26 protein-coding genes are annotated in these 23,294 nt (G+C 75.7%); 20 read left to right on the forward strand and 6 right to left on the reverse strand.

The annotated features are described in order from the left end of the window. The first annotated feature begins 251 nt into the window (after positions 1 to 251). Together rplQ and truA are read left to right on the forward strand one after the other, a co-directional pair. Entirely contained in the window at positions 252 to 1,016 is a 765-nt protein-coding gene (gene rplQ / locus ACI795_RS11580; RefSeq protein ID WP_457075649.1) for a 50S ribosomal protein L17, read from the forward strand. A gap of 31 nt (positions 1,017 to 1,047) precedes the next feature. Beyond that, positions 1,048 to 1,899 (forward strand): tRNA pseudouridine(38-40) synthase TruA, encoded by an 852-nt coding sequence (gene truA, locus ACI795_RS11585; protein WP_457075650.1) that lies wholly within the window; start codon positions 1,048 to 1,050, stop codon positions 1,897 to 1,899. 19 nt (positions 1,900 to 1,918) lie between these two features. On the opposite strand, the gene ACI795_RS11590 is transcribed toward truA, so the two are convergent. Together ACI795_RS11590 and mobA are read right to left on the reverse strand one after the other, a co-directional pair. Beyond that, positions 1,919 to 2,581 carry an SDR family oxidoreductase gene (locus tag ACI795_RS11590; protein ID WP_457075651.1) on the reverse strand — a complete coding sequence of 221 codons (663 nt, stop codon included), beginning with the start codon at positions 2,579 to 2,581 and terminating at the stop codon, positions 1,919 to 1,921. 9 nt (positions 2,582 to 2,590) lie between these two features. Further along, positions 2,591 to 3,202 carry a molybdenum cofactor guanylyltransferase gene (gene mobA, locus ACI795_RS11595; RefSeq protein ID WP_457075652.1) on the reverse strand — a complete coding sequence of 204 codons (612 nt, stop codon included), beginning with the start codon at positions 3,200 to 3,202 and terminating at the stop codon, positions 2,591 to 2,593. Between the two features lie 42 nt (positions 3,203 to 3,244). Between mobA and fdhD the strand changes: the two genes are divergently transcribed. Next, positions 3,245 to 4,075: a formate dehydrogenase accessory sulfurtransferase FdhD gene (fdhD, locus tag ACI795_RS11600; RefSeq protein ID WP_457075653.1), complete on the forward strand. Its 831-nt coding sequence runs from the start codon at positions 3,245 to 3,247 to the stop codon at positions 4,073 to 4,075. A gap of 30 nt (positions 4,076 to 4,105) precedes the next feature. On the opposite strand, the gene ACI795_RS11605 is transcribed toward fdhD, so the two are convergent. Genes ACI795_RS11605 through moeA form a run of 3 tightly spaced genes read right to left on the reverse strand, consistent with a single transcriptional unit; the run spans position 4,106 to position 6,302 of the window. Beyond that, positions 4,106 to 4,630, reverse strand: coding sequence for a MogA/MoaB family molybdenum cofactor biosynthesis protein (locus tag ACI795_RS11605; protein ID WP_457075654.1), 525 nt, complete (start codon positions 4,628 to 4,630; stop codon positions 4,106 to 4,108). Beyond that, a complete protein-coding gene (moaC, locus tag ACI795_RS11610; RefSeq protein WP_457075655.1) occupies positions 4,627 to 5,100 on the reverse strand; it encodes a cyclic pyranopterin monophosphate synthase MoaC in 474 nt (157 codons plus the stop codon). Before moaC ends, ACI795_RS11605 begins: the two co-directional genes overlap by 4 nt. Further along, on the reverse strand, positions 5,097 to 6,302 hold the full coding sequence (gene moeA, locus ACI795_RS11615) for a molybdopterin molybdotransferase MoeA (protein WP_457075656.1): 1,206 nt from the start codon (positions 6,300 to 6,302) through the stop codon (positions 5,097 to 5,099). Before moeA ends, moaC begins: the two co-directional genes overlap by 4 nt. Before the next feature lie 81 nt (positions 6,303 to 6,383). Between moeA and ACI795_RS11620 the strand changes: the two genes are divergently transcribed. The 16 genes from ACI795_RS11620 to tsaD all read left to right on the forward strand — a co-directional run bounded on the left by ACI795_RS11620 (position 6,384) and on the right by tsaD (position 21,326). Then, the gene (locus ACI795_RS11620; protein ID WP_457075657.1) at positions 6,384 to 7,343 is read left to right on the forward strand and encodes a PfkB family carbohydrate kinase; all 960 of its coding nucleotides are present in this window, start codon (positions 6,384 to 6,386) and stop codon (positions 7,341 to 7,343) included. A gap of 47 nt (positions 7,344 to 7,390) precedes the next feature. Beyond that, positions 7,391 to 7,876 (forward strand): beta-class carbonic anhydrase, encoded by a 486-nt coding sequence (locus tag ACI795_RS11625; protein ID WP_457075658.1) that lies wholly within the window; start codon positions 7,391 to 7,393, stop codon positions 7,874 to 7,876. A 223-nt stretch (positions 7,877 to 8,099) separates the two neighbouring features. Further along, entirely contained in the window at positions 8,100 to 8,543 is a 444-nt protein-coding gene (gene rplM, locus ACI795_RS11630; protein WP_457075659.1) for a 50S ribosomal protein L13, read from the forward strand. Next, positions 8,540 to 8,971: a 30S ribosomal protein S9 gene (gene rpsI / locus ACI795_RS11635; protein WP_457075660.1), complete on the forward strand. Its 432-nt coding sequence runs from the start codon at positions 8,540 to 8,542 to the stop codon at positions 8,969 to 8,971. The genes rplM and rpsI overlap by 4 nt, the downstream gene beginning before the upstream one ends. Before the next feature lie 22 nt (positions 8,972 to 8,993). Next, on the forward strand, positions 8,994 to 10,337 hold the full coding sequence (glmM, locus tag ACI795_RS11640; protein WP_457075661.1) for a phosphoglucosamine mutase: 1,344 nt from the start codon (positions 8,994 to 8,996) through the stop codon (positions 10,335 to 10,337). Positions 10,338 to 10,395: 58 nt separating this feature from the next. Then, positions 10,396 to 12,258: a glutamine--fructose-6-phosphate transaminase (isomerizing) gene (glmS, locus tag ACI795_RS11645; RefSeq protein WP_457075662.1), complete on the forward strand. Its 1,863-nt coding sequence runs from the start codon at positions 10,396 to 10,398 to the stop codon at positions 12,256 to 12,258. Between the two features lie 120 nt (positions 12,259 to 12,378). Beyond that, on the forward strand, positions 12,379 to 12,753 hold the full coding sequence (locus ACI795_RS11650) for a holo-ACP synthase (protein WP_457075663.1): 375 nt from the start codon (positions 12,379 to 12,381) through the stop codon (positions 12,751 to 12,753). Beyond that, the gene (locus ACI795_RS11655; RefSeq protein WP_457075664.1) at positions 12,750 to 14,222 is read left to right on the forward strand and encodes an NAD(P)H-hydrate dehydratase; all 1,473 of its coding nucleotides are present in this window, start codon (positions 12,750 to 12,752) and stop codon (positions 14,220 to 14,222) included. Before ACI795_RS11650 ends, ACI795_RS11655 begins: the two co-directional genes overlap by 4 nt. Before the next feature lie 26 nt (positions 14,223 to 14,248). Next, positions 14,249 to 15,412, forward strand: coding sequence for an alanine racemase (gene alr / locus ACI795_RS11660; protein ID WP_457075665.1), 1,164 nt, complete (start codon positions 14,249 to 14,251; stop codon positions 15,410 to 15,412). Further along, complete coding sequence (locus tag ACI795_RS11665) at positions 15,412 to 16,614, forward strand: alpha/beta fold hydrolase (RefSeq protein ID WP_457075666.1); 1,203 nt, start codon at positions 15,412 to 15,414, stop codon at positions 16,612 to 16,614. The genes alr and ACI795_RS11665 overlap by 1 nt, the downstream gene beginning before the upstream one ends. Positions 16,615 to 16,644: 30 nt before the next feature. Next, complete coding sequence (locus ACI795_RS11670; RefSeq protein WP_457075667.1) at positions 16,645 to 17,271, forward strand: uracil-DNA glycosylase; 627 nt, start codon at positions 16,645 to 16,647, stop codon at positions 17,269 to 17,271. Then, positions 17,268 to 17,726, forward strand: coding sequence for a tRNA (adenosine(37)-N6)-threonylcarbamoyltransferase complex ATPase subunit type 1 TsaE (gene tsaE / locus ACI795_RS11675; RefSeq protein WP_457075668.1), 459 nt, complete (start codon positions 17,268 to 17,270; stop codon positions 17,724 to 17,726). The genes ACI795_RS11670 and tsaE overlap by 4 nt, the downstream gene beginning before the upstream one ends. A gap of 117 nt (positions 17,727 to 17,843) precedes the next feature. Beyond that, positions 17,844 to 19,172: an NADP-specific glutamate dehydrogenase gene (gdhA, locus tag ACI795_RS11680; RefSeq protein WP_457075669.1), complete on the forward strand. Its 1,329-nt coding sequence runs from the start codon at positions 17,844 to 17,846 to the stop codon at positions 19,170 to 19,172. A gap of 44 nt (positions 19,173 to 19,216) precedes the next feature. Then, entirely contained in the window at positions 19,217 to 19,846 is a 630-nt protein-coding gene (gene tsaB, locus ACI795_RS11685) for a tRNA (adenosine(37)-N6)-threonylcarbamoyltransferase complex dimerization subunit type 1 TsaB (protein ID WP_457075670.1), read from the forward strand. Continuing rightward, positions 19,843 to 20,295, forward strand: a complete 453-nt coding sequence (gene rimI / locus ACI795_RS11690; RefSeq protein WP_457075671.1) for a ribosomal protein S18-alanine N-acetyltransferase — start codon at positions 19,843 to 19,845, stop codon at positions 20,293 to 20,295. Before tsaB ends, rimI begins: the two co-directional genes overlap by 4 nt. Further along, positions 20,292 to 21,326: a tRNA (adenosine(37)-N6)-threonylcarbamoyltransferase complex transferase subunit TsaD gene (gene tsaD / locus ACI795_RS11695; protein WP_457075672.1), complete on the forward strand. Its 1,035-nt coding sequence runs from the start codon at positions 20,292 to 20,294 to the stop codon at positions 21,324 to 21,326. Before rimI ends, tsaD begins: the two co-directional genes overlap by 4 nt. Positions 21,327 to 21,389: 63 nt before the next feature. Here tsaD and ACI795_RS11700 read toward each other — a convergent pair whose 3' ends face one another. Further along, positions 21,390 to 22,640, reverse strand: a complete 1,251-nt coding sequence (locus ACI795_RS11700; RefSeq protein ID WP_457075673.1) for a THUMP-like domain-containing protein — start codon at positions 22,638 to 22,640, stop codon at positions 21,390 to 21,392. Positions 22,641 to 22,838: 198 nt separating this feature from the next. Between ACI795_RS11700 and groES the strand changes: the two genes are divergently transcribed. After that, the gene (groES, locus tag ACI795_RS11705; RefSeq protein WP_036334331.1) at positions 22,839 to 23,147 is read left to right on the forward strand and encodes a co-chaperone GroES; all 309 of its coding nucleotides are present in this window, start codon (positions 22,839 to 22,841) and stop codon (positions 23,145 to 23,147) included. The last annotated feature ends 147 nt before the right edge of the window (positions 23,148 to 23,294 follow it).

Consider the following 23,294-nt stretch of genomic DNA (forward strand, 5'->3'; position numbering starts at 1 on the left):
CCCCCCCCCCCCCCCCCCCCCCCCCCCCCCCCCCCCCCCCCCCCCCCCCCCCCCCCCCCCCCCCCCCCCCCCCCCCCCCCCCCCCCCCCCCCCCCCCCCCCCCCCCCCCCCCCCCCCCCCCCCCCGGGGCCCTGCAGCGGGGCCACTCGGGGCCCGGCACACTGGTCCCGGACCCAGCACCGCACTCTGCAGCACCGCGATGGACGACGCAGCCGGCACATGCCCGCCCGGCCGCCTGAGGAAGGACCGACATGCCCACCCCCACCAAGGGCCCCCGTCTCGGCGGGTCCCCCGCGCACGAGCGGCTGATGCTGGCCAACCTGGCCACCTCGCTGTTCGAGCACGGGCGGATCACCACCACCGAGACCAAGGCCAAGCGGCTGCGCCCGCTGGCCGAGAAGCTGGTCACCTTCGCCAAGCGCGGTGACCTGCACGCCCGCCGGCAGGTCATGACGACGATCCGGGACAAGGACGTCGTGCACCACCTGTTCGCCGAGATCGGCCCGCGCTTCGCGCAGCGCCCCGGTGGCTACACGCGCATCGTCAAGGTCGGTCCCCGCAAGGGCGACAACGCCCCCATGGCGATCATCGAGCTCGTCGAGGGCGAGACCGTGGCCCAGCAGGCCGTCGGCGAGGCCGAGCGCGCCCGCGGCACCCGGTTCGCCTCCGGCGCCGGCGCCGCGTCCGCGGCCGGTGAGGTCAGCGCCGACACGGCCGAGACCACCGGTCCGGGTGGCGACACCAGCCCGGCGGTCACCGGCGACGAGCCGGCTGCCGACGTCGCTGCGGCCCAGGACGTCGTCACCGACGTCTACAACCCCGACGGCGAGCGCCAGGACGACGGCGACGTCACCCAGGAGCCGACCGCGGAGAACCTGGCCGTCGTCGACGACCCGACGCTCTCCCCGGACGTCGCCAACGCCGCGGCCGCCGAGGTCGAGGCCGCCGAGCTGGGCGACGCCGCCACCGCGGGGACCCACGCTCCGGGCGGCGAGCCCGAGATCGACCCCAAGTGACCCCGCCGGCCTCACGCTGAGGCCGGGGTCCATGGACCGCCAGCACGTTCCGGACGAGCCCGTCACCGCACCCGGTGGCGGGCTCGTCCGCGTTCGCCTGGACGTCTCCTACGACGGGACGGCGCTGCACGGCTGGGCCCGCCAGCCGGGCCAGCGGACCGTCCAGGGCGAGCTGGAGCTCGGCCTGGCCACGGTGCTGCGGGTCGACGTCGACCTGACCGTCGCCGGCCGCACCGACGCCGGTGTGCACGCGACCGGGCAGGTCGCGCACACCGACCTGCCGGCCGAGCTGTTCGCCGCGCACGAGCCGCGGCTGCTGCGCCGGCTGCGCGGGGTGCTGCCACCCGACGTGGCGGTGAGCGCTGCCCGCGTCGTCCCCTCCGACTTCGACGCCCGGTTCGGGGCGCTGGCCCGCCACTACGTCTACCGGCTGACCGACGCCGACGCCGGACCCCCACCGCTGCGCCGGGCGGACACGGTGGGGTGGCCCCGCACGTTGGACGCCGGCGCGATGTCGCTGGCCGCCGGACTGCTGCTGGGACAGCACGACTTCGCGGCCTACTGCCGCCGGCGTGAGGGCGCCACCACGATCCGGACGCTGCTCGACCTCGACGTCGTCCGGAACGGCGACCTGGTCGAGGTCCGTGCCTCGGCCGACGCCTTCTGCCACTCCATGGTGCGCAGCCTCGTCGGGGCGCTGATCGCGGTGGGCGAGGGACGCCGGCCGGTGGGCTGGCCGGCCTCGCTGCTGGAGCTGCGGCAGCGGGCCAACGACGTGCCGGTCGCGCCGGCCGGGGGGCTCACGCTGGTCCGGGTCGACTACCCCTCCGACTCCCGGCTGGCCGACCGCGCCCGGGTCACCCGGGCGCGGCGGGACAGCTGATCAACGGCGGGACAGCTGATCAGGGGAGAGCGGCGACGGCCTCGTCGATCGGGGTGTCGCCGCTGACCAGCTCGACCACCTCGCCCCACTTCCCGACGGCGAGGACCTCCGCGAGCACCGCGGCGACGTCGTCCCGCGGGACGCTGCCCCGCTCGACGCCGTGCTGGAGGGTCACCCGTCCGGTGCCGGGGTCGTCGGTGAGGCCGCCCGGCCGCACGATCGTGGTGTCCAGGGCGGTGCGGGGGAGGATGGAGTCCTCCGCGGCGAGCTTGGCCTGCAGGTAGGCGGCGAACTGCGGGTCCATCCCCTGCGGGGTGCCCCGCCGCGCCTGCTCGACGCCCATCGAGGACACCAGCAGGTAGGGGCGCACCCCGGCGCGCTCGGCGGCGTCGGCCAGCAGCAGGGCCGCGCCCCGGTCGACGGTGTGCTTGCGGTCGGCGCCGCTGCTCGGTCCGCCGCCGGCGGCGAAGACCACCGCGTCGGCACCGCGGACGACGTCGGCGACCTGGTCGACCGAGGCCTGTTCCAGGTCGAGGACGACCGGCTCGACGCCGTCGGACTCGAGGTCGGCCCGGTGGTCGGGGTTGCGGACGATGCCGACGACGGCGTCCCCGCGGCTGCTCAGCAGCCTGCCGAGGCGACGGGCGACCTGTCCATGGGCTCCAGCGATCACGACGCGCATGGCCGGGGCCTACCCGGGGCTCCCGCCCGGCAGTCGTCCAGCGGCGGTGATCCGGGCCGCGGCGAGCTCTGCGGGGGTGTCGCAGTCGGTCCACGGCGCCGGCGAGCCCGGCGGCACCCGAGGGCGGTGCCGGACGGGGGCCAGGGGACCGAGCACCGACCGCAGGGGCGCGTGCGGCCGGGCACCGGTGAGGGCGGCCCGCAGCACGCCGGTCCGCCACAGCCCGAGCAGCAGCTGGTCGCGCCCGGAGTCGTCGACGACCAGCACGCCGTCCCCGCTGAGCCGGGTCCGCAGCTCGGCGACCAGCTGCGGAGTGATGAACGGCAGGTCTCCGGCGAGCACGGCGACGACGTCGACGTCGCCGGGGACGGCGGCCAGCCCGGCGGCCAGGGCCGGCACCGGGCCGCCGCCGGGCGGGTCCTCCCGCACGAGGGTGACGCCTGCGGGCACGTCCTGCGGCGGCCCGACGACGATCCGGGGCCGGGCGTCGGGGACCGCCGCCAGGACGGCCGCCAGCATGGTCCGGCCGCCCACGTCGAGCTGGGGCTTGGGCTGCCCGCCCAGGCGGGAGGCGCGTCCGCCGGCGAGGACGATCGCGGCGAAGGGCGGGGGCTCGGTCACGCTGCGAACGGTAGGGCGCGAGCGGTGAGTACCGTCAGCCGCGTGGGACGAGTGACCAGCCGGACCCCGGTGCTGCGCATCCGGGGCGACCTGCACACCCAGCGACCGGACACCGTGGCGGCCGAGGAGCCGCTGGAGATCCGCCTGGACGGCACCCCGCTGGCGGTGACGATGCGCACCCCGGGCGACGACTTCGACCTGGTGCACGGGTTCCTCGCCACGGAGGGCGTGATCCGCACCGCCGACGACCTCGCCGGGCTGCGGTACTGCAACTCCGTGGACGACGAGGGGCGCAACACCTACAACGTCGTCGACGTCGACCTCGCGCCCGGCGTGGAGGCCCCGGACACCGCGCTGGACCGGAACTTCTACACCTCCAGCTCCTGCGGGGTGTGCGGCAAGGCGAGCATCGACGCCATCCGCACCAAGACCAGCTATGACGTCGCCGGCGACGACACCCGGCTGACCCTGGAGACGCTGCTGGCCCTGCCGGACCGGCTGCGGGCGGCGCAGCAGGTCTTCGAGAAGACCGGCGGGCTGCACGCAGCCGGCCTGTTCACGCCCGAGGGGGAGCTGGTCGCGCTCCGCGAGGACGTCGGCCGGCACAACGCGGTGGACAAGGTGATCGGTGACGCGGTGCGCGAGGGTCGGGTGCCGCTGTCCCGGCACGTGCTGATGGTCAGCGGACGTTCGTCGTTCGAGCTGACCCAGAAGGCGGCGATGGCCGGGGTGCCGGTGCTGGCCGCGGTGTCGGCGCCCAGCTCGCTGGCGGTCGAGCTCGCCGCGGACGTCGGCATCACCCTGATCGGCTTCCTCCGCGGCGACGGCTGCAACGTCTACACCCACCAGGAACGGCTGTCACTGGGACGCTGACGCGTCGTACCCGTACCCGGCTCGCCCGTCTCATGGGTCCGGCGCTGGCGCGCCGGACCCATGATCGCCGCCGCGGAGCTGGCTGACGACGTGCGGGAGCAGTGGCCCGAGCACCGCGAGCCCGTCGCGGACGCCTCCGGTGGAGCCGGGCAGGTTCACGATCAGCGTCCGGCTGCAGGTGCCGGCGAGCCCGCGGGAGAGCACCGACGTCGGCACCGCGTCCTGGCCGTGGCGTCGGATCGCCTCGGCGATGCCGGGCGCCTCCCGCTCCAGGACGGCGCGGGTCGCCTCGGGGGTGACGTCGGTGGGGGTGAGCCCGGTGCCGCCGGTGGTGAGGACGACGTCGGCGCCGGTGGCGACGGCCTCCCGGAGCACCACCTCGAGCTCGGCGACGTCGTCCGGGCGCACGTGCGGCCCCTCGACGGTGAAGCCGAGCTCGCGCAGGCCGTCGGCGAGCACCTGACCGCTGCGGTCGGGGTAGACGCCGAACGCGGCCCGGTTGGAGGCGGTGACGACGACCGCGAGGGCGTCGGCGGGCAGCTCCGCGGCGCTCACCGGTGGAAGTCCCCGCTCTTGCCGCCGGTCTTCGACAGCAGCCGCACGTCGGTGATCGAGGCGCGCTTGTCGACCGCCTTGACCATGTCGATCATCGTGAGTCCGGCGACGGAGACCGCCGTCAGCGCCTCCATCTCCACCCCGGTGCGGTCCGCGGTGCGCGCGGTCGCGGTGATCTCCACGGCGTCGTCGGTGACCTCCAGGTCGACCGTCACCCCGTGCAGCGCGATCGGGTGGCACAGCGGCACCAGGTCCGGCGTCCGCTTCGCCCCGGCGATGCCGGCGATCCGCGCGGTGGCGATCGCGTCGCCCTTGGGCACGCCCCCACCGCGCAGCAGGGCGACGACCTCGGGGCTGACCAGCACCCGGCCGGCCGCGGTGGCCGTGCGGGCGGTCACCGCCTTCGCGGTGACGTCGACCATCCGGGCGGCGCCGGACTCGTCCAGGTGGGTCAGCCGCGGTTCGCTCACTGGAGTGCTCCTTCGATCAGGACGACGGTCACCTCGGCGCCGGTGGGCAGCTCGGTGACCTCCTCGGGGACGACGACCAGGCAGTTGGCGCGGGCCAGGTGGGCGACCAGGTGCGAGCCCGGCCCGCCGACCTGGGACACCTCACCGCCGTCGAACCGGCCGCGGAGGAACTGCCGCTTCCCGGCCGGGGAGCGCAGCGGCGCGGTCAGCCGGGCGGTGGTCCGCAGCCGGTCGGGGTCGCTGTGCCCCAGCGCCCGGCGCAGCGCCGGCCGCACGAACACCTCGAACGACACGAACGAGCTCACCGGGTTGCCGGGCAGGGTGACCACCGGGACGCCGTCGACCGTGCCGGCGCCCTGCGGCCCGCCGGGCTGCATCGCGACCTTGCCGAACTCGACGGTGCCGAGGCCCCGGAAGGCGTCCTTGACCACCTCGTAGGCGCCCGCGCTCACCCCGCCGCTGGTCACCAGCAGGTCGGCGGTCCCCAGCTCGGCGCGCACGGTGCGCAGGAACTCGTCGACGTCGTCGGGGACGAAGTGCAGCGTGCGGGCCTCGCCACCGGCGGCCTCGACCGCCGCGGCCAGCAGCACGGAGTTCGACTCGTAGATCTGGCCCGGCAGCAGCGGCCGGCCGGGCTCGACCAGTTCGCTGCCGGTGGAGAGCACCAGCACCCGCGGGCGGCGGCGCACCGGGAGCACGGCGTGGCCGACCGCGGCGGCCAGCCCCAGCTGGGCGGCGCCCATCGGGGTGCCGGCCCGCAGCGCGACCTCCCCGGCCCGGATGTCCTCACCGGTGTGGCGCAGGTGCGCACCCCGGGCGGGGGAGCCGGTGATGGTCACCACGTCGGTCGCCCCGTTGGTCCGCTCCACGGGGACGACGACGTCGGCGCCGGCCGGGACGGGGGCCCCGGTCATGATCCGGTGCACGGTCCCCGGCTCGAGGACCGGCACGTCGGTGCGCCCGGCCGGGATGTCGGCGGCCACCGGGAGCCGGACGGGGTCGTCCTCGCCGGCCGTCGCGACCTCGGCGTGCCGGGCGGCGTAGCCGTCCATCGCCGAGTTGGTGAACCCCGGCAGCGAGACCAGCGCGGGGAGGTCGCCGGCGAGCACCCGCCCGGCCGCCGCGCTGAGCGGCACGTCCTCGATGGGCAGCGGGGCCAGCAGGCCACGCACCACCGCCTGGTGTTCCTCGACCGTCCGCACGCCCCCATCCTCACCGACCCGCACCGGCGCCGGGGCGGGGGGCACGTGCGTCACCCGGCGGGACCGGGCAGGCTGGGCAGCGTGAGCGCTCCCGAGGGACCGGCCGTCGTCGTCGGTCAGGTGGGCCGTGACCTGGTGCTGGAGGTCGACCAGCTGCCGCGCGGTGGCGGCAGCACCCCGGTGCGCACCCGCCGTGAGCTGCTGGGCGGCAAGGGCGCCAACCAGGCCGTGGCCATGCAGCAGCTCGGGCTCCCGGTCGCGCTGGTGGGCGTGCTGGGCGACGACGCCGCCGGCGACGACGTGCTGGCGCAGGCGGTGCGCGACGGCCTCTGGATCACCGGGGTGGTGCGCCGGCCTGGGGGGACGACCGCGCTGCTGGTGGACCTCGTCGAGTCCGGCGGCACCCGGCGGCTGGTGGAGGACGTGCCCGCGTCGAGCCTGCTGACCCCGGCCGACGTGGCGGCCGCGGGTGAGCTCTTCGAGCAGGCCCGCGCCGTGGTCCTGCAGCTGCAGCAGCCCGGGCCGGCCGTGCGGGCGGCGCTGGCCCGGGCGCCCCGCAGCGCCCTGACCGTGGCCGACGGGGCCCCACCGGACCAGGGGACCGCGGATGCGCTCCTCGCCGGGGTGCAGGTCCTCCGCGCGGACGCCGTCGAGGCCGGTGCGTGGGTCGGTGGCGAGCTGTCCGGTCTGGACGACGTCCGCGCCGCGGCCACCGAGCTGTGCCACCAGGGCCCGCGCGTGGTCTGCCTGGCTGCCGGCGAGGAGGGCGACCTGACCGTGTGGCGCTCGCGCAGCGGGCGGGTGCACGAGCAGCTCGTCCCGCTGCAGGGGGAGTCGCCGGTCGACCCGACCGGCGCGGGGGACACCGTCGTCGCCGCGCTGACCGTCGCGCTGCTGACCGGCCTGGACCCCGGGGAGGCGGCCTGGCAGGCCGGTGTCGCCGCGGCGCGCACCGTCTCCCGGCTCGGCGGGCGCCCGCGGCTGGACCCGGACGAGGTGCGCCGGGCCGCCGAGGAGGCCCGGCGTCCTGCCGGTCGCTGACCCCGGCGATATCGTGTCCGCCGGATCACGGGCGAGAGGACGTTGCAGTGAGCGAGATCGACCGGATGCTGGCGGCCAACGAGGCCTGGCTGGAGCAGTTCCCCGGCGACCTGCCCGTGGCGCCGGCGCGGAAGGTCGCCGTCGTGGCCTGCATGGACTCCCGGATGCCGCTGTTCGGCCTGCTCGGTCTCGCGGTGGGTGACGCCCACGTGCTGCGGAACGCCGGCGGGCTGGTCACCGAGGACACGCTCCGGTCGCTGGCCATCTCCCAGCACCTGCTCGGGACCCGCAGCGTCGTGCTCGTGCACCACACCGACTGCGGCCTCAACAAGGCGACCGAGGAGCAGTTCCGGGCCGCTGTCGAGGAGGCCACCGGGGTGCGCCCGCCGTGGCCGGCGGGCGCCTTCACCGACCTGGACGCCGACGTGCGGGAGTCGGTCCGCCGCGTCCGGGAGGCCCCCTACCTGGTGTCCGAGGAGATCCGGGGCACGGTCTACGACGTCGCGACGGGGCGGCTCCGCGAGATCGAGTGACCCTCGGCCCCGTCCAGCGGCCCGCTCCGGGCCGGTGAGGGGCGAGGAGGACGGGGTCCTCCTCCTGGTATCGTGCTCGTTTGGCGCGCGCTGCCGGCTGGTGCACGCGCGTCCCGGGTCGTCGGTCGCCTGTACGCGGTGACCGGATGGCGGCCAAGTCTCCCGTGCTCGGTGAGGCGATCCCACCAGCCGCCCGCCCGATCGACGAAGGACAGTGAGCCTCGTGCGCACGTACAGCCCCAAGCCCGGTGACATCACCCGGGCGTGGCACGTCATCGACGCCACCGACGTGGTGCTCGGCCGACTCGCCAGCCAGACCGCGCAGCTGCTGCGCGGCAAGCACAAGCCCCAGTTCGCCCCGCACGTGGACGCCGGTGACTTCGTCGTCATCGTCAACGCGGGCAAGGTGGCGCTGACCGGCTCCAAGCGCGACGACAAGATCGCCTACCGGCACTCCGGTCACCCGGGCGGCCTCAAGCGGACCAACGTCGGTGACGAGCTCAGGACCCGCCCCGACCGCGTCATCGAGCGCGCCGTCAAGGGGATGCTGCCGCACAACACGCTGGGCCGGCAGATGCTCTCCAAGCTCAAGGTCTATGCCGGGCCCGAGCACCCGCACGCCGCCCAGCAGCCCCAGACCTACGAGATCAAGCAGGTGGCCCAGTGACCACGCCCATGACCACGGCGCAGACCGTGACCGACGCCGACGGGCGCCCGGTGCAGACCGTCGGCCGCCGCAAGGAGGCCATCGTCCGGGTGCGTCTCCTCCCGGGCACCGGCCAGTTCCGGCTCAACGGCCGCACCATCGAGGAGTACTTCCCCAACAAGGTGCACCAGCAGCTCATCCGTGAGCCGTTCGTGATCCTGGAGAAGGCCGAGCAGTACGACGTCGTCGGCATCCTGCACGGTGGCGGCGTGAGCGGTCAGGCCGGCGCCCTGCGCCTGGCGATCGCCCGCGCGCTCATCGAGGTCGAGCCCGACGACCGCCCCACCCTCAAGAAGGCCGGCTTCCTGACGCGTGACCCCCGTGTCACCGAGCGCAAGAAGTACGGGCTGAAGAAGGCCCGCAAGGCCCCGCAGTACTCCAAGCGCTGACCGGCGCCGGGGGGTCTGTTCCATGGGTCGCCTCTTCGGCACCGACGGCGTCCGTGGTCGGGCCAACGCCGACCTGACGCCGGAACTGGCCCTCTCGGTGGCCCGTGCGGCCGCCAGCGTGCTCGCCGACCGCGACGGGACCTCGCGTCCCGTCGCGGTCGTCGGCCGTGATCCCCGCGCCAGCGGGGAGATGCTCGAGGCGGCCGTGGTCGCCGGGCTGGCCAGCGCCGGTGCCGAGGTGCTGCGGGTGGGCGTGCTGCCGACGCCGGCCATCGCGCACCTGACCGCGCGCACCGACGCCGACCTCGGCGTCATGCTCTCCGCCAGCCACAACCCGATGCCGGACAACGGCATCAAGCTGTTCAGCCGCGGCGGTCACAAGCTGCCCGACGCGGTCGAGGCGGCGATCGAGCGGCGGGTCACCGGCCGCGAGGGGGACGACCACCGCCCCACCGGTGGTGGGGTCGGCCGGGTCCGCGAGCTGCCCGGTGCCGCAGAGGACTACACCGCGCACGTGCTCTCCGCCCTGCGCGAGCCGTTGCGCGGACTCCGCGTGGTCGTCGACTGCGCGCACGGCGCCGCGTTCCGCTGCGCGCCCGAGGTCTACCGCCGGGCCGGCGCCCAGGTGCACGTCATCGGTGGTGAGCCCGACGGCTGGAACATCAACGACGGCATCGGCTCCACCCACCTCGAGCCGCTGATCGCCGAGGTCGCGCGCCGCGGTGCGGACATCGGCATCGCCCACGACGGCGACGCCGACCGCTGCCTCGCCGTCACCGCCGAGGGGCAGGTCGTCGACGGCGACGCGATCCTCGCCATCTGTGCGCTCGCCCTGCACGAGAGCGGCAACCTCACCAACGACACGGTCGTCGCCACGGTGATGAGCAACCTCGGGTTCCACCACACGATGCGCGATGCGGGCATCGCGGTGCAGACCACCGCCGTCGGCGACCGCTACGTGCTGGAGGCGCTCCGGTCCCGCGGGCTGTCCCTGGGGGGCGAGCAGAGCGGCCACCTGGTCTTCCTCGACTGGGCCACCACCGGCGACGGCCTGCTCACCGGGCTGGCGCTGCTGTCCCGGATGAGCTCCACCGGTGCGTCGCTGGCCGAGCTGGCGTCGGTGGTCCGGCGGCTCCCGCAGACGCTGGTCAACGTGCCGGTCACCGACCGGCTGGCGGTGGTGGAGAGCGACGAGGTCGCCCAGGCGGTCAACCAGGTCCAGGCGGAGCTCGGCGAGTCCGGCCGGGTGCTGCTGCGCCCCTCGGGCACCGAGCAGCTGGTCCGGGTGATGGTCGAGGCCCCCACCCAGGAGGAGGCCGACGCCACGGCTGCCCGGCTGGTCGCGGTGGTCGCCGCAACCGGGTGACGGCTGTCGCCCGCTGAGGGGACGTGAGGGGGCCGGTTCCGCCGGTACCATCGCTCGAATGTGCGGCATCGTGGGGTACGTCGGACCACAGGACTCCCTCGACGTGGTCCTGGAGGGACTCCGTCGGCTCGAGTACCGCGGTTATGACTCGGCGGGGGTCGCGGTCGTCGCCGATGGGCGACTGAGCACCGCGAAGAAGGCCGGCAAGCTGGCGAACCTGGAGAAGGTCCTCGCCGAGGAGGCGCTCCCGCCGGCCACCGTCGGCCTGGGGCACACCCGGTGGGCCACCCACGGTGGTCCGACCGACCGCAACGCGCACCCGCACGTCTCGGCCGACGGGACCGTCGCGGTCGTGCACAACGGCATCATCGAGAACTTCGCCGCGCTCCGCGCCGAGATCGAGGCGACCGGGACGGAGTTCACCTCCGAGACCGACACCGAGGTCGTCGCCCACCTGCTGGCCGCCGCCTACCGGGGACTGCCGGCCGGTCCCGGGCGGCTCGCCGAGGCGATGCGCGGGGTGAGCCGCCGGCTGGAGGGCGCCTTCACCCTGGTCGCCGGCCACGCGGAGGAGCCCGACACCCTGGTCGCCTCCCGGCGCAACAGCCCGCTGGTCGTCGGCGTCGGCGAGGGCGAGTACTTCCTCGGGTCCGACGTCGCGGCGTTCATCGGGCACACCCGCAGGGCGCTCGAGCTCGGTCAGGACCAGGTCGTGGAGATCGACCGCACCCGCGGCGTCACGGTCACCGACTTCGCCGGCGCCCCGGTCGAGCCCACGGCCTACGACGTCGACTGGGACGCCGAGGCCGCCGAGAAGGGCGGCTACGACTGGTTCATGCTCAAGGAGATCGCCGAGCAGCCGCAGGCGGTCGCCGACACCCTGCTCGGCCGGCTCGGGGAGGGCGGTGAGCTGGTCCTCGACGAGGTCCGCCTCTCCGACCAGGAGCTGCGCGACATCGACAAGGTCTTCGTCGTCGCCTGCGGAACCGCCTACCACGCCGGGCTGATCGCGAAGTACGCCATCGAGCACTGGACCCGCATCCCGGTGGAGGTCGAGCTCGCCAGCGAGTTCCGCTACCGCGACCCGGTGCTGGACCGCTCGACGCTGGTCGTCGTCATCAGCCAGTCCGGCGAGACGATGGACACCCTGATGGCGCTGCGCCACGCGCGGGAGCAGAAGGCCCGGGTGCTGGCGATCTGCAACGCCAACGGGTCGACGATCCCCCGCGAGTCCGACGCCGTCCTCTACACCCACGCCGGACCCGAGGTGGCGGTCGCCTCCACCAAGGGCTTCCTGACCCAGGTGGTCGCCTGCTACCTGGTCGGGCTGTTCCTCGCCCAGGTCCGCGGGGTGAAGTACGCCGACGAGGTGGCCGCGATCGTCGAGGACCTGCGGCGACTGCCGGACGCCGTGTCCCAGGTGCTCGACGGGATGGAGCCGGTGCGCGAGCTGGCCCGGTCGCTGGCCACCGAGAACACCCTGCTGTTCCTGGGCCGGCACGTGGGCTACCCGGTCGCGCTCGAGGGTGCGCTGAAGCTCAAGGAGCTGGCCTACATCCACGCCGAGGGGTTCGCCGCCGGCGAGCTCAAGCACGGCTCGATCGCCCTGATCGGGCCGGGGACGCCGGTCGTGGTCGTGGTGCCCTCGCCGCGAAGCCGGGAGTCGGTGCACGGCAAGGTCGTCTCCAACATCCAGGAGGTGCGGGCCCGCGGCGCGCGCACGATCGTCATCGCCGAGGAGGGCGACGACGACGTGGTGCCCTACGCCGACCACCTGATCCGGGTGCCGCGCACGCCGACCCTGATGGCGCCGGTGGTCACCACCGTGCCGCTGCAGGTGCTGGCCTGCGAGATCGCCGACACCCGCGGTCTCGACGTCGACCAGCCCCGGAACCTCGCGAAGTCCGTCACCGTCGAGTAGAAGGACCTCGGTGCCCCCCACGACTCGCTCCGCTCGCCGCGGGCCCCTGCACCAAGGCCGTTCCAGTGCCTCACCAGCTCGCGGCGGGCCCCTGCGAAGGGGCCGTTCCAGCACGTCACCATGATCATCGGAGTTGGCATCGACGTGTGCCCGGTCGACCGGTTCGCCGCGTCGTTGCAGCGCACCCCCGGTCTGCGGGACCGGCTGTTCACCGCAGCCGAGCAGCGCACCCCCGCGGGCGACCCGCGGAGCGGGGAGTCCCTGGCCGCCCGGTTCGCGGCCAAGGAGGCGCTGGCGAAGGCCCTCGGCGCCCCGGGTGACCTGCACTGGCACGACGCGGAGGTCGTCGTCGGCGACCGGGGCCGCCCGCACCTGGAGGTGCGCGGCACGGTCGCCCGGCGGGCCGCGGAGCTGGGCGTCAGCCACTGGCACGTGTCGTTGAGCCACGACGGGGGCATCGCCTCAGCCGTGGTCATCGCCGAGGGTGCTCCGTGATCGGGCTGTACACCGCCGACCAGGTGCGGACGGCGGAGCGTGCGCTGATGGCGACGCTGCCGCCCGGGACGCTCATGCAGCGGGCCGCCACCGGGCTGGCGACGGTCTGCCTCGGGCTGGCCGGCCGGGCGCACGGGTTGCGGGTGGTGCTGCTCGTCGGTGCCGGTGACAACGGCGGTGACGCGCTGTTCGCCGGCGCCCACCTGGCCGGCCGGGGAGCGCAGGTGACCGCCGTGTTGCTGGACCCCGAGCGCGCGCACGCAGCCGGCCTGGCCGCACTGCGCCGCGCCGGCGGCCGGGTCACCGACCCCGTGCACAACGGGCTGGACCGCGCCGACCTCGTCCTCGACGGGATCGTCGGCATCGGCGGCTCCGGTGGCCTGCGCCCGGCGGCGGCCCGCCTGGCCGAGCAGGCGGCCGCCGGGCCGGGCCTGCTCGTCGCCGTCGACCTGCCCAGCGGGGTCGCCGCCGACACCGGGGAGGTGCCCGGGGAGGTGTTCCCGGCCCAGCACACGGTGACCTTCGGTGCGGTGAAGCCCGGGCTGGTCGTCGGCGAGGGCCGCCGGCACGCCGGGCAGGTGCACCTGGTCGACATCGGGCTGCGCCCCCACCTCGGTGAGCCGGCCGCCCGGCAGCTGACCGACGCCGACGCCGCGGCCCGGATCGAGCCGCCGTCCCCGGACAGCGACAAGTACAGCGGCGGGGTCGTCGGGATCGTCGCGGGCTCGGCCACCTACCCCGGGGCCGGTGTGCTGTGCACCGGCGCCGCGCTGCGCACCCGCCCGGGGCTGGTGCGCTACGCCGGCACCGCCGCCGACGGGGTCCGGGCCTCCTGGCCGGAGGCGATCGTCACCTCCGGGCGCCCGGGGGACGCCGGCCGGGTGCAGGCCTGGGTGGTCGGCCCGGGCATGGGCACCGACGACGATGCGCGCAGCGTGCTCGCCGAGGTGCTCGCCACCGACCTCCCGGTGGTGGTGGACGCCGACGCGCTGACCATGGTCGCCGCCGCCCCGGAGCTGGTCCGCGACCGCACGGCGCCGACCGTGCTCACCCCGCACGACCGGGAGTTCGCCCGGATCTTCACCTGGGCGGGCGAGGCGGAGGGGATCGGCCCCGACCGGATGGCCGCCGCCCGCCGGGGCGCCGCCGAGCTGGGCTGCACGGTGCTGCTCAAGGGCGATGCGACCGTGGTGGCGGATGCCGCGGGGACGACGTTCGTCAACGGCACCGGCACCCCCTGGCTGGCGACCGCGGGCACCGGGGACGTGCTCTCCGGGGTGCTCGGTGCCGTGCTGGCGCAGACGCCGGTCACCGGGCTGCCGGCGGTGGAGGCGGCCGCCACCGCCGCGCACCTGCACGGCCGGGCGGGTCAGCTGGCCGCCACGGCCGGGCCACTGGTCGCCGGCGACCTGGTGCGTCATCTGGCGGAGGCCGTCGGCCGGCTGTACCGGGGCGGTGCCCCCGCCTGAGCGGGGGTGCCTGGGAGAGTGGGCGCGTGACGACGGTGCAGCAGACCCCCCGGCGGACCGGCGAGAGCCGGGCCGAGGTGCTGGTCGACCTGGACGCCATCGCGGCGAACACCGCGGTGCTGCGCGAGCGGGTCGGCCGGCCGCTGATGGCCGTGGTGAAGGCCGACGGGTACGGCCACGGGCTGGTGCCGGCCGCTCGCGCGGCGCTGGCCGGCGGGGCCGACGCCCTGGGGGTGACCGTGCTGGAGGAGGCGCTCGCGCTCCGCGCGGCCGGGGTCACCGCACCGCTGCTGTCCTGGCAGCACGGGCCGGGGGAGGACTACGCCGCCGCGATGGCCGCCGACGTCGAGGTCTCGGTCAACGCCGAGTGGGCGCTGGCGGAGGTGGTGGACGCCGCCCGAGCCGCCGGCCGCACCGCGCGGGTGCAGTTGTTCGCGGACACCGGGCTGTCCCGGGAGGGCGCCACGCCGGAGGCCTGGCCCGGGCTGGTGGCGGCCGCGGCGCGCGCCCAGGCGGAGGGGGAGCTCGTCGTCACCGGGCTGTGGAGCCACCTGGCCTACGCCGACGCTCCGACGCACCCCACGATCGCGCGGCAGGTGCACGTGTTCGAGGAGGCCGTGGCGCTGGCCCGGGCGGCCGGGCTGACCGACGCCCGCCGGCACCTGGCCAACTCGGCGGCCACCATCGCCCTGCCGGAGACGTGGTTCGACATGGTCCGGCCCGGCGTCGCGGTCTACGGGCTGGACCCGCTCGGCGGGGACCCGGCCCAGTACGGGCTGCGCCCGGCGATGACCGTGCGGGCCCGGATCGCGCTGACCAAGCGGGTGCCCGCCGGTGCGGGGGTCTCCTACGGGCACACCTACGCCACCGCCCGGGAGACCACGCTCGCCCTGGTGCCGGTCGGGTACGCCGACGGGGTGCCCCGGGCCGCGGGGAACCGCGCTCCGGTGCTGGCCGCCGGCGCGCGGCGCACCATCGCCGGCCGGGTCTGCATGGACCAGTTCGTGCTCGACGTCGGCGACGACCCGGTGGCCCCCGGCGACCAGGTGGTGCTGTGGGGACCCGGCGCCGACGGCGAGCCGACGGCGCAGGACTGGGCCGACGTCCTCGACACCATCCACTACGAGCTCGTCACCCGGGTCGGCGGCCGCTTCACCCGCCGGCACGTCGGCACGGCGGGGGCGGCCTGATGGCGGCCGCGAACCGCCACCCCCAGCAGCCGCACCACCTGCACCTGCCCCGTGGCCGCACCGTCGGCCTGGTCGGTGCGGTGCTCGGGCTGGCCGCGGCGGGCACCGCGGTCGGGGTCACCGCGACCCGCGCAGCCACCGCCCGGGTGCGCGCCGAGCGGCTGGCCGGCCAGGTGCCCGACGTCGACCGGGAGTCCGGCCGGCAGCTGCGCGAGCAGGACCCGCTGGGCCTGGGCCGCCGCCCGGCCGACCGGACGGTGCACGTCGAGGCCGACGACGGCGTGCAGCTGACCGTGGAGGAGGTCGGACCGCTCGACGCCCCGTTGACCGTCGTCTTCGCCCACGGTTACGCGCTGTCGATGCACTCCTGGACGTTCCAGCGCCGTGACCTCGGGGAGCGGCTGGCCACCGCCAACGGCCACCGGCCGACGGCCCGGCTGGTCTTCTACGACCAGCGCGGACACGGCACCTCCGGCCGGGGCGACGCCGCGCACGCCACCATCGAGCAGCTGGGTGCGGACCTGGAGGCGGTGCTCACCGCCCGGGTGCCCCGCGGGCCGGTGGTGCTGGTCGGCCACTCCATGGGCGGGATGACCCTGCTGGCGTTCGCCCGCCGTCGTCCCGAGCTGTTCGGCGACCGGGTGGTGGGTGCCGCGCTGGTCTCCACCTCCAGCGGCAACCTGGCCGACCTGGACTTCGGGCTGCCGCACCTGCTCACCCGGGTGCGGACGGCGGTCCTGCCGCTGGCCGCGTGGACGATGCGCCGCCGCCCGGGGATCGCCGAGCACACCCGCCGGCTGGCCAAGGACGTCGTCTCCGCCGCGACCCGGGCGCTGTCGTTCTCCTCCACCGACGTCGACCCGGCGCTGGGGCACTACGTCGACGCGATGATCGCCGGCACCCCGGTCGACGTGATCGCCGAGTTCTACCCGGCGCTGGTGGGCCTGGACCAGAGCGGGGCGATCGAGCCGCTGCGCCGGGTGCCGGTGCTGGTGCTCACCGGCGACACCGACCGGATGATCCCCGCGGAGCACAGCGAGCTGATCGTGCGGGAGCTGGGCCGGGACGAGCACGGCGTGGACTTCGTCGTCGTCCCCGACGCCGGGCACCTGGTGCTGCTCGAGCACCCCGAGCAGGTGACGGCGGCGCTGTCGGCGCTGCTGCGCCGGGTGGACGCCGAGCGGGGGTCCCGCAGCGCGTGACCTCGGGTCACCGGTCGTAGGGTGCTCCGCGTGGCCGCCCTCCGACCGCCCCGCCTCGACGCGGCCGCCGACGAGGTGGCCCGTACCGCCGGGGCCGCACCGGACTGGGCGGCGCTGGCCGGGGTCGCCCGCTCGTGCGTGGCCTGTCCCGAGCTGGCCGCCACCCGGCAGCACGTCGTCGTCGGGGACGTGCCGGTGACGGGCCGGCCACGGCTGGTGCTGGTGGGCGAGGCCCCCGGCGCGACCGAGGACGAGACGGGCCGGCCCTTCGTCGGCCGGTCCGGTGCGCTGCTGGACCAGCTCCTGGGCGAGGCGGGGCTGGACCGGGCGGACGCCGCGGTGCTCAACATCGTGAAGTGCCGGCCGCCGGCCAACCGCACCCCGAAGGCGCCGGAGGTGGCGCGCTGCAGCGGCTGGCTGCGCCGCCAGCTCGAGCTGCTCGACGCCCGGGTGGTGGTGGCGCTCGGGCTCTCCTCGGCGAAGTGGTTCCTCGGGCCGCGCACGGTGCTGGGCCAGGTCCGCGGCCGGGCGCACGAGGTCGACGGCCGGGCGGTGTGGGCCACCTACCACCCGTCGGCGGCGATCCGGTTCGGGCCGAACGGGGCGCCGCGCGCCGGGCTGCTGGCCGACCTGCGCGCCGTGGCGGGCACGCTGTGAAGCGCGAGCACCTGCTCCCCACCCCCGCGGACACGCACGCCCTGGGCCGCGAGCTCGCCGGGCTGCTGCGGGCCGGCGACCTCGTGGTGCTCGCCGGCCCGCTGGGCGCCGGCAAGACCGCGCTCACCCAGGGCATCGGTGCCGGGCTCGGTGTGCGCGGGCCGGTCACCTCCCCGACGTTCGTGCTGGCCCGGGTGCACCGCGGCGGGCGGGTGCCGCTGGTGCACGTGGACGCCTACCGGCTCGGCGGCATGGCCGACGTCGACGACCTGGACCTCGACGCCACCACCGACGAGGCGGTGACCGTGGTCGAGTGGGGCCACGGCCTGGTCGAGCAGCTCGCCGACGAGCACCTGGTCGTCGAGCTGGACCGCCGGGACGACGACGTGCGCACCGCCCGCCTGGTCCCGGTGGGGGCGGGGTGGGAGCGGCGGCTGGCCCCGGGGCGGACGTGACTGCGGACACGCCGGCTCGTACCGTCCACGGGGGGAGCAGCACGCGCGGACGGGTCGTCCGGCGGCGGTTCGTGCTCTGCTGGTCGGAGGAGCGGAGGGCCTGTGAGCGGACAGTCGGTGACCGAGCGCATCTACGAGGAGGTCCTGCACCGCAACCCTGGTGAGACGGAGTTCCACCAGGCGGTGCGCGAGGTGCTCGACTCCCTCGCCGTGGTGCTCTCGCGCCACCGCGAGTACACGGAGATGAAGACCGTCGAGCGGATCTGCGAGCCCGAGCGGCAGGTCATCTTCCGCGTCCCCTGGCAGGACGACCGCGGTGAGGTGCACATCAACCGCGGCTTCCGGGTCGAGTTCAACTCGGCGCTGGGCCCCTACAAGGGCGGTCTGCGCTTCCACCCCTCGGTGAACCTGGGCATCGTCAAGTTCCTCGGGTTCGAGCAGGTCTTCAAGAACGCGCTCACCGGGATGCCGATCGGCGGCGGCAAGGGCGGTGCGGACTTCGACCCGAAGGGCCGGTCCGACGCCGAGGTCATGCGCTTCTGCCAGTCCTTCATGACCGAGCTGTACCGGCACCTGGGGGAGTACACCGACGTACCGGCCGGTGACATCGGGGTGGGGGCGCGGGAGATCGGCTACCTCTTCGGCCAGTACAAGCGGATCACCAACCGGTACGAGTCCGGGGTGCTCACCGGCAAGGGCCTGGGCTGGGGAGGTGCGCTGGTGCGCACCGAGGCCACCGGGTACGGCGCCGCCTTCTTCGCCGCCGAGATGCTCCGGGTGCGGGGCGAGTCGTTGGACGGGAAGCGGGTCACTGTCTCCGGCTCCGGCAACGTCGCGGTCTACGGCATCGAGAAGGTGCACCAGCTGGGGGGCACGGTCGTCGCCTGCTCGGACTCCAGCGGCTACGTCGTCGACGAGCGGGGCATCGACCTCGAGGTCCTCAAGGACGTCAAGGAGGTCCAGCGCGCCCGGATCGACGCCTACGCGGCGCGGGTCCCCTCGGCACGCTTCGTCGCCGGGGGCAGCATCTGGGACGTCCCCTGTGACATCGCGCTGCCGAGCGCGACCCAGAACGAGCTCGACGGCGACGCCGCGGTGGCGCTGGCCCGCAACGGCTGCCGCTACGTCGTCGAGGGCGCGAACATGCCCGCCACCCCGGAGGCCGTGCGCCTCTTCCGCGAGGCCGGGGTGGCATTCGCCCCGGGCAAGGCGGCCAACGCCGGCGGGGTCGCCACCTCGGCGCTGGAGATGCAGCAGAACGCCTCCCGGGACCGGTGGACCTTCGAGCACACCGAGAACCGGCTGGAGGAGGTCATGCGCAGCATCCACGCCCGCTGCCACGAGACGGCCGAGGAGTACGGCTCACCCGGCGACCTCGCGCTGGGGGCGAACGTCGCGGGCTTCCTCCAGGTGGCCGAGGCGGTGCACGCCCACGGGCTGATCTGAGCGGCAGGCGGCGCGGCCGGACGCGGCGGCTACCCTCGTCGGTCGTGCTGGTCCTCGCCCTCGACACCGCCACCCCGACCCTCGTCGTCGGTCTGGCGCGCTGGTCGGGGGAGCAGGGCGCCGAGGTGCTCGCCGAGCGCGCCGTCGCCTCGGGCAACCGGCATGCCGAGCTGCTCACCCCCGCGGTCCGCGAGGTGCTGACCGAGGCCGGGCTCGCGATGCGCGACCTGGACGCGCTCGTCGTCGGCCTCGGGCCCGGTCCGTTCACCGGGCTGCGGGTCGGCGTGGTCACCGCCGCGGCGCTCGGCGACGCCCGCGGGCTGCCGGTGCACGGCGTCTGCTCGTTGGACGCCGTCGGCGACGGCGCCCGGTCGGTGGTCACCGACGCCCGGCGCAAGGAGGTCCACTGGGCCACCTACGGCGCCGACGGCCGGCGGATCGCCGGCCCGGGGGTGGACCGGCCCGAGGACGCCCCGGTGACCGACCCGGTGGTGGGCGACGTCCGGTTCGCCGAGCGGCTGGGCCACCACGTCACCGCCGCGGAGGTCACGACGGCGGGTCTGCTGCGCGCCGCGGCCCCGTCGTTCGGCTCTGCGCCCGCGCCGCTGGAACCGCTGTACCTGCGCCGCCCCGACGCCGTGCCGCCCGCCGCCCGCAAGGTGGTCAGCCAGTGACCGTCCGGCTCCGCGCGATGTCCGAGGCGGACCTGCCGCGGGTGATGGAGCTGGAGGAGGAGCTCTTCGCCCCGGACACCTGGACCGAGTGGATGTACCGCGACGAGCTGGCCCGCCCGGACACCCGGCGCTACCTGGTCGCCGTGGACGAGACGGACACCGTGGTGGGCTACGCCGGGCTGATCGCCTACGACGACGAGGCGCACATCGCCACGATCGGGGTCACCGGCGCACGGCAGGGGGAGGGGATCGGGGCGCTGCTGCTGGACACCCTGCTGGCCGAGGCTGACCGGCGGCCCACCCCGGTGCTGCTGGAGGTGCGCGCCGACGACGCGGCCACCCAGGCGTTCTACGCCCGCCGCGGCTTCACCGAGATCGGCCGGCGGCCGCACTACTACCCGCTCAGCGGGGCCGACGCGGTCGTGATGCAACGGGAGGTGCGGTCATGAGCCAGCCGCTGGTGCTGGGGTTCGAGACCTCGTGCGACGAGACCGGCATCGGGTTGGTGCGCGGGCAGACGCTGCTGTCCGACGCGCTGGCGACGAGCATGGCCGAGCACGAGCGCTTCGGCGGCGTGGTCCCGGAGATCGCCTCCCGGGCGCACCTGGAGGCGATGGTCCCCACGGTGCACCGGGCGCTGGCCGACGCCGGGGTCGCCCTCGGCGACGTCGACGCCGTCGCGGTGACCGCCGGGCCGGGCCTGACCGGGGCGCTGCTGGTCGGGGTGGCGGCGGCGAAGGCGTACGCGCTGGCGCTGGACGTGCCGCTGTACGGGGTCAACCACCTCGCCGCGCACGTCGCCGTCGACGAGCTGGAGCACGGCCGGCTGGCCGAGCCCTCGCTGGCGATGCTCGTCTCCGGCGGGCACAGCTCGCTGCTGCTCGTGCCCGACCTGACCCAGGACGTGAAGGAGCTGGGCCGCACGATCGACGACGCCGCGGGCGAGGCGTTCGACAAGGTGGCCCGGGTCCTCGGCCTGCCCTTCCCCGGCGGCCCGCCGATCGACCGCGCCGCGCGGGACGGCGACCCGTCGTCCATCCCGTTCCCGCGGGGGCTCACCGGACCGCGGGACGCCGCCTACGACTTCTCCTTCTCCGGCCTGAAGACGGCGGTCGCCCGGTGGGTGGAGGCGCGCCAGCGGGCCGGTGAGCCGGTGCCGGTGGCCGACGTCGCCGCCGCCTTCCAGGAGGCCGTGGTCGACGTGCTGACCGCGAAGGCGGTGCGGGCCTGCCGCGACCACGGCGTCGACCACCTGGTCATCGGCGGGGGAGTGGCGGCCAACTCCCGGCTGCGCGCGCTGGCCCAGGAGCGCTGCGACGCGGCCGGGATCGTGCTGCGCACGCCCAGCCCGCGGCTGTGCACCGACAACGGCGCGATGGTGGCCGCGCTCGGTTCGCGGCTGGCCGAGGCCGGGGTCACCGCCTCGCGGATCGACCTGGGCGCGGACAGCTCCCTGCCGATCGAGGTCGTCAGCCGCTGAAGAAGGACCTCGTCCTCCTCACCCCTCGCAGGCTCGGGGCGAGCCTCTGGACGAGGCCGCGGGTCAGGGCGGGTCGCAGACGAGCACGGTCGGTGCGCCGGCGACCCGGGTGACGACGACGACCGCCGTCCCGCTGCCCGGGCCGCGCAGCTGCCGCGCCAGCGTCTCCGGCTCGATCGCCGACCCGCGCTTCTTCACCGTGACCCGGCCGACGCCGCGGGCGCGCAGCAGCGCCTTCAGCTTCTTGAGGTTGAACGGCAGCACCTCGGTGACCCGCAGCGAGCTGACCCAGGGGGAGTCCGCCGGGGCGTCGGAGGTCAGGTAGGCGATGGTGGGGTCGACGCCGGTGGCGCCGAGCTGGTCGGCGACCAGCGCGACCAGTCCGGAGCGGATCACCGCCGGGTCCGGCTCGTGCAGCCAGTCCCGGACCGGGGCGACGGGGGCGAGCCCGGGGTCGACGGCGGCGGTCAGCTCCCGCACGGTCCCGTCGGGCTGCAGCTGGGCCGCCCGGCGCCAGGTCGCCGAGACCCCACGGCCCCACAGCAGCGCCTCCACGATCGACCCGCCGGCGGAGACCCACTCGGCCTCGACGCCGGCCGGCACCCGCTCGTGGTCCAGCCCCGGTGCCACCTTGACCACGCCGGTGGGCAGCACGTCGAGCAGCCGGGACACCGTCGCCCAGGGCGGTGACCAGCGGTCGGGGTCCATCACCCGCCGCCCGCCGGCCCGGCGGGCCGGGTCCAGGACGGCGGCGTCGCACCCGGCCACCCGGCCGTCGGTGGCGGCGGCCACCAGGTCGACGACGTCGGCGTCGACGACCTGCACCCGGTCGGCCAGCCCCAGCGCCGCGGTGTTGAGGGTGGTGAGCTCCCGGGCGACCGGGTCCCGGTCGACCGCCAGCACCCGGGCGCCCGCACGGGCCAGCGCGATCGTGTCGGTGCCCGCGGCGCACCCCAGGTCGGCGACGGCTGCAGCGCCACCGGCCAGGAGCCGGTGTGCGCGCCGGTTCGCCAGCACCGGGCGGCCGGCCTGCTCCAGGGTGTCGCCGGTGAAGAGCAGCCGGTCGGCGTCGGCGCCGAAGGTGACCCGGGCACGCTCCCGCTGGCGGGCGAAGCCCCACGCCGGCCCGGCGAGGTCCACGCCCACCTCGGCGCGCAGCCGGGTCAGCGCGGCGACGGCATCGGTCCGCTCGGCCAGCAGCGCGGCCGCGCGCTGCAGGGCGGCGGTGCCGGCGGGGGTGGCGACGTCGCGCAGCTGGCGGACCGTCTCGGCGGCCGGGTCGCCCGCCCCGGCCTGCTGGTGCGCGCTGGACACGGCCACCAGCCTGGCGCACGACCCTGTCGCCCGGGCGGGCGACCCGGTTGAGCGGCTGGCACTCGCATGGGTAGAGTGCCAGCGACACGGCCGGTGGCTGACCCCCGCGACGGCAGCTCCCGCGACTCCGTGCCACAGCATCTGCACCACCGCACGACCTTCCGAGTACCCGTCCGACACCGAAGGGGGCGTCACCACGTGACGACCGCTACCAAGGTCAACATCAAGCCGCTCGAGGACCGGGTCGTGGTCCAGGCCAACGAGGCCGAGACCACCACCGCCTCCGGTCTGGTCATCCCGGACACCGCCAAGGAGAAGCCCCAGGAGGGCACCGTCGTCGCCGTCGGCCCCGGCCGCGTCGACGACAACGGCAACCGGGTCCCGCTCGACGTGAACGTCGGCGACGTGGTCATCTACTCGAAGTACGGCGGCACCGAGGTGCGCTACGGCGGCGAGGACTACCTCGTCCTGTCCGCCCGCGACCTGCTCGCCGTCGTCGAGAAGTAAAGGGCCCTCCTGCCCCCCACCGCTCGCAAGCTCGCGGTGGGCCCCTGCAGGAGGGCCGGCGGCTGGTGACGCGTTCATCGCCGCTCGCGCTCCGAACGTCCGCCCCGGCGACCCGAACCTCCGGGTCCCGGGGCGGTCGTCGTCTGC

This window comes from Modestobacter sp. SYSU DS0290 (assembly GCF_054050955.1).

Excerpts from the sequence above, each read along its gene's own strand:
- rplQ (WP_457075649.1), top strand. The coding sequence starts at position 252 with ATGCCCACCCCCACCAAGGGCCCCCGTCTCGGCGGGTCCCCCGCGCAC.
- truA (WP_457075650.1), top strand. The coding sequence starts at position 1,048 with ATGGACCGCCAGCACGTTCCGGACGAGCCCGTCACCGCACCCGGTGGC.
- ACI795_RS11590 (WP_457075651.1), bottom strand. The coding sequence starts at position 2,581 with ATGCGCGTCGTGATCGCTGGAGCCCATGGACAGGTCGCCCGTCGCCTC.
- glmM (WP_457075661.1), top strand. The coding sequence starts at position 8,994 with ATGGGTCGCCTCTTCGGCACCGACGGCGTCCGTGGTCGGGCCAACGCC.
- glmS (WP_457075662.1), top strand. The coding sequence starts at position 10,396 with ATGTGCGGCATCGTGGGGTACGTCGGACCACAGGACTCCCTCGACGTG.
- ACI795_RS11650 (WP_457075663.1), top strand. The coding sequence starts at position 12,379 with ATGATCATCGGAGTTGGCATCGACGTGTGCCCGGTCGACCGGTTCGCC.
- ACI795_RS11665 (WP_457075666.1), top strand. The coding sequence starts at position 15,412 with ATGGCGGCCGCGAACCGCCACCCCCAGCAGCCGCACCACCTGCACCTG.
- tsaD (WP_457075672.1), top strand. The coding sequence starts at position 20,292 with ATGAGCCAGCCGCTGGTGCTGGGGTTCGAGACCTCGTGCGACGAGACC.